Annotated in this window: 2 protein-coding genes; both read left to right on the top strand. The window is 51.8% G+C overall.

The window, feature by feature from the left end; genetic code table 11:
• Positions 1-336: 336 nt before the first annotated feature.
• Entirely contained in the window at positions 337-4,707 is a 4,371-nt protein-coding gene (locus OA57_RS12290; RefSeq protein ID WP_052122492.1) for a YadA-like family protein, read from the top strand.
• A 71-nt stretch (positions 4,708-4,778) separates the two neighbouring features.
• A partial coding sequence (bamE, locus tag OA57_RS12005) for an outer membrane protein assembly factor BamE (protein WP_034618210.1) occupies positions 4,779-5,293 on the top strand: 515 nt, incomplete at its 3' end.

The raw sequence follows: 5,293 nt of genomic DNA, 5'->3' as shown, positions 1-5,293 counted from the left end.
CCGTGTGGTGATTTCAGCCGGATAATAAATAATAAGCCCACATTAAGGTGTGAACCAGAAACAAAATACATTTCTCGTTATAGCGGGGAATGTATTTTTTTGTCATTTATTTTCTGTATTATTTTTGAAAGTTAATCGAAATTCCGTTTAAAACCTGTATTTATACGCTGTTCTTTAATCTTTTCTTCTGTTTTTGATAACCCTTACTGTTTTATGGTTATGTTGACAAATGCGCCTTGCTGAAATTATACTCACTCAAGTTTATCAATTAATCTTTTTTACAATCTGTTATTTTAGATGTATTTGTGAGTTTACAAATAGGCTGAGGAGTCTGCTATGAACAAAATCCATAAAGTAATTTGGAATAAAACGCTGCAACGTTTTGTTGTGGTTTCTGAATTGGCTGCATCGCACGGTAAGGTAGCTATTGAATCCGGCTCGGCAGAACCAGACAAACGTCAGACTTCCTTTACATTAAGCAAGATCGGTTTGGCTTTAGCGGTGTTGCTGGCAGGCACTTCAGTGCACGCCGCTACTGTGGTTAATGATACTGCCGATGGGTCAGTCGGTGCCAGTGCGACCGGTGAGAATGCGATTGCAGTGGGGAATGCGGCTTCCGCCAGTGGTTTGGGCGGTATTGCGGTCGGTCGTAATGCGAGCGCCGGCAATGCCAACTATGTTACCGCTATCGGTGCGGATACTAAAGTTGAAGGCCGTCAATCAACCGCTGTCGGTTATGCTACCAATATCACCAAAGAGGGCAGCAATGCGTTGGGCAGCAATATCAATGTTTATGCGTCCCAATCGGTGGCGGTCGGCAATGGTGTGATCGTTGGGGTGGATGGCAGTGCACTGACTGAAATTACAGCGGTAGGCCGCCGCGCCAGCGCTACCGGTAATCACGCGACGGCATTGGGTTCTCAAGCTAAGGCTGCCGGTAATAACAGCGTTGCACAAGGTTATCAAGCCGAGGCATCTGAAGGTCAAGCAATAGCAAGTGGTTACCAAGCCAAGGCTGCCGGTTGGGCCAGCGTTGCACAAGGTTCGCAAGCGCAGGCATACGGCTCATTAACCACAGCAGTAGGCCGTTTGGCAGGTAATACGACACTTGCTGCCGTTGCAATTGCCGGTAATCAAGAAAATACCGCCATCGGTGCGTGGGCGGGACGCAATGTGGTGGGTACCCGCAATACCGCTGTCGGCGCCACCGCCGGCGGCGTCTCGTTTTCTGACGAACAGACGGCAACCGGCACTTTTGTCGGTAACAGTAACACTGCTGTGGGGGATAGAAGCGGCCAGAATGTCAACGGTGATGAAAACACCGCCGTGGGGCATGAAAGCGGCCAAAATATTGCCGGCAACCACAATATTGCGTTGGGATCGGAAACAGGCAGCCGTGTCGGTCCTTATGGTGTCAGCGATCAGAGCGGCGGCAATAACAATACCGCTATCGGCCGTTTGAGCGGTAACGATATCAGCGGTTCGCGCAATGTGGTGAATGGTTGGGTTGCAGGTAATAATGTGAGCGGCAACAACAATATTGCCGAGGGCAGTCAATCGGGCAACCGTGTCAGCGGCAGCTTCAACAGTGCCAGCGGTTATTATTCAGGCAGTGATGTGAGCGGCAGCGGCAACGTGGCCAGCGGTTTTGCGGCGGGCGCCAATGTAACCGGCGACCAAAATATCGCTATCGGTAACTTTGCCGGCACGCAGACCGTGGTTGCAGAAAGCCCGGATGATGCGCAACCGATTGTGACCAGCGCCGAAACAATTGAAGCCAACCGCACCGTGAGCATCGGCTCGCGTGCCGTTGCCAGCGCAGATGATGCGATTGCCATCGGCACCGGTGCGCAAGCCACAGCTGCCAATACGATTTCCATCGGTACCGGCAATGTAGTCAGCGGCGAAGGTTCGGGGGCTATTGGTGATCCGACTACCGTCAGCGGAGCCGGTTCTTACTCTTTGGGTAACGACAATACTATTGCCAACAACAACACCTTTGTGGTGGGCAGTAATGTGACCACTACGCAAGATAACAGTGTGGTGCTGGGCAATAACTCAACCGATCGTGTTGCAACAACAGTGAGTGAAGCGACTGTCAACGGCATCACTTACAGCGGCTTTGCCGGTCAAGGCAGTGCTGCAAACGGTGTGGTAAGCATGGGAGCGGCAGGCAGCGAGCGGCAGATTATCAATGTAGCGGCAGGTGAAATCAGCGCCGCCAGCACCGATGCGATTAACGGTAGCCAGTTATATCAGATATCCAGTGAACTCTCCGATAGGTTGACACATTATTATAGTGTGAATGACAACGGTAACAAAGGCGGCAACTACGATAACGATGGGGCAACAGGACTACGGGCATTGGCCGCCGGTGTGAACAGCACCGCTTCCGGTCAAGGGTCTACCGCTGTCGGGAACGGTGCGGATGCACGCAATCTTAGTGCAGTCGCTATAGGTGGTTCGGTGACGGCTTCCGGTGAGGCATCGGTCGCCATGGGGGCTTATGCCCAAGCAACCGAAACTGCGGCAACGGCATTAGGGCAAGAAAGTAAAGCAACAGCGAATGGTGCAACGGCTGTTGGCCGTAAAACACAGGCGACCGGTGGCGATAGCGCCGCTTTTGGTGCGGGCGCCAATGCCAGCGGTGAATCGGCGGCTGCGTTAGGGGCGGCGTCGACGGCAAGCGGCAAATACAGTGTGGCGAGCGGGGTACAGTCGAAAGCGACCGGAACAGAATCTATTGCGGCAGGACGTAAAACGTCAGCTAGTGAAACCTATACGATTGCAGTTGGTTCTAATGCTGTGGCATCAGCCGAACAAGCAACGGCTATCGGCAGTGGTGCGAACGCTTCGGGTTTGCGTTCGATTGCATTTGGCTCCACTGTATTGCATGCCAACGGCTTGGCGACTGACGTGACAACGGCGTTAGGCGCGGATTCCATCGCATTAGGTACCGCCGCCAAAGCGGAAACGGCTAGATCTATTGCAATCGGTTATCTGTCTTCGGCATCAATCGAAAGTGCGGTGGCTATCGGAAGTAATGCAATAGCGGGTGCTAATGCGGGAGATGTGGCCTTGGGGCAAGGTGCGATGACAGACCAAGTTGTCGCAACAAGTTCTTACACTATTGGCGGCACGACATACAATTTTGCCGGTACGGCACCGAGTTCAACAGTCAGCGTAGGTAGCCTCGGCAATGAGCGGACGATTACCAATGTTGCGGCAGGCCGTATATCAAACAGCAGTACGGATGCGATCAACGGCAGCCAGTTGTATGCAGTCGCTACCAGCGGTTGGAACTTTACTGTGGGCAACAGCGGTAGTGGCACCAGTTCCCACAATTATACCGGTGGTGCGGCCTTTGAGGCGGTAAGACTGGGAGAAATTCTTAATTTTGTTGCCGGCGATAATATTAATATCGTGCAGAATGGTAGAACGATCACCATCAATGCCATAGGAGCAGGTGCTACAGGTGCTACAGGTGCTACAGGTGCTACAGGTGCTACAGGTGCAACGGGCGCTACAGGTGCAACGGGAGCCACAGGTGCAACGGGAGCCACAGGTGCAATGGGAGCCACAGGTGCAACCGGCGGCACAGGCACATGGAATATCGCAGTTAACGGTGAAGATGCCACTGCGGTGGAAGCGAATGATACTGTTAATTTTGCCGATGGTAAAAATATAGATATCACGAAAGAAGGCAATACTATCAGTGTGAAAACCGAAGAGAATCTGGATGTGACCAGCGTTACGGCCGGTGATACGGTATTGAACACTGACGGAGTAAAAGTCGGTGATAATGTCACCTTGAATCAAGAAGGCGTGGTTGCCGGTAATGTCAGCCTGACAACAGACGGTATTGATGCCGGTGGTCACAAAATTACCGGTGTGGCTAACGGCGATATTTCAGCGTCCAGCCAAGATGCGGTAAACGGTAGTCAGCTGTACGCTAATGCTCAATCAGTGGCAGATGCGCTGGGCGGTGGTTCGGTCGTGAACAGTGACGGCACGGTTGCCGCGCCGACTTATACTATCACCACGACCGACGGCTCGACGGTAACCGCCAATAGTGTCGGCGGGGCGTTGAATTATTTTAACCGTGAAATCGTCAAGCCGATCACTTTTGCCGGAGACAGCGGAAGCTATGATGCGAAACTGGGGCAAACGGTCAATGTGAAAGGCGACGGTAAAAACTTGACGACCGCAGTCAGCGGCAATACGTTGACTATCAGCATGACCGATACGCCTGAATTTACCAGCGTAACCACCGGTAATACCACGATGAATACCAACGGGGTAACAATTAAAGGCGGTAGCGGCGGTGATGTTTCACTGACGGCGGAAGGCTTGAATAACGGCGGCAACCGTATTACTAACGTGGCGGCCGGTGTCAACGGTACCGATGCCGTCAACGTTGATCAATTGAATGCGGTCAACAATAACCTGAACAATCGTATCAATAATGTCGACAAGCATGCGCGGGCGGGTATTGCCGGCGCATTGGCGACAGCCGGATTGTATCAGGCTTATCTGCCGGGGCATTCGATGGTTGCCGTCGGTGCCGGTACTTATCGCGGTGAAAATGCACTGGCAATCGGGGTATCAAGAATATCCGATAACGGCAAAATCGGCGTTAAGCTGAGCGGTATGTCAACCAGTCAAGGCGATGTCGGCGGTTCTGTCAGCGTGGGTTATCAGTGGTAATGGTAAGAAAGCCAAACCGCACTTGCAAGTGTGACAAGTGCGGTCAATCAGCTTAATAAGGAATGTGAAATATGAAAAAAATTGCAAGATATGTATTACCGCTTGCCGCAGTAATGGCGCTGACAGGCTGCCGTTTGAGCGATGTGAAAGCCGACGGCACCACCGACGAGCCGGTGTGGCCAAAAATCGAAGATGCCGGTGTGAACTATAGCGGTTCGCAATACGGCATTTGGCCGAACTGGGACAATGTGCGCATGATCGAAAAAGGCATGAACAAAGATCAGTTATATTATTTGATCGGCAGGCCGCACCATCTGGAAGGTTTGTTTGCGGTGCGTGAGTGGGATTATGTGTTTAACTATCGTCAAAACGGCGTACATAAAATCTGCCAGTATAAAGTGTTGTTTGATAAAGATATGAATGCTCAATCTTTCTTCTGGAATCCGGTCGGCTGTAACAATCAGTATGAATTGTCGGGCGATTTCCTGTTTGACTTTGACTCGGCAACCTTGAGCAGTCAGGGCAAATCGGTGATTGACGGCATTATTGGCGGCTTGAAAACGCAAGGCGTCAGTGCGGTGGTGGT

This window comes from Chelonobacter oris (assembly GCF_000772535.1).
GTDB lineage: Bacteria > Pseudomonadota > Gammaproteobacteria > Enterobacterales > Pasteurellaceae > Chelonobacter > Chelonobacter oris.
This window is presented reverse-complemented; position numbering and strand designations above follow the sequence as displayed.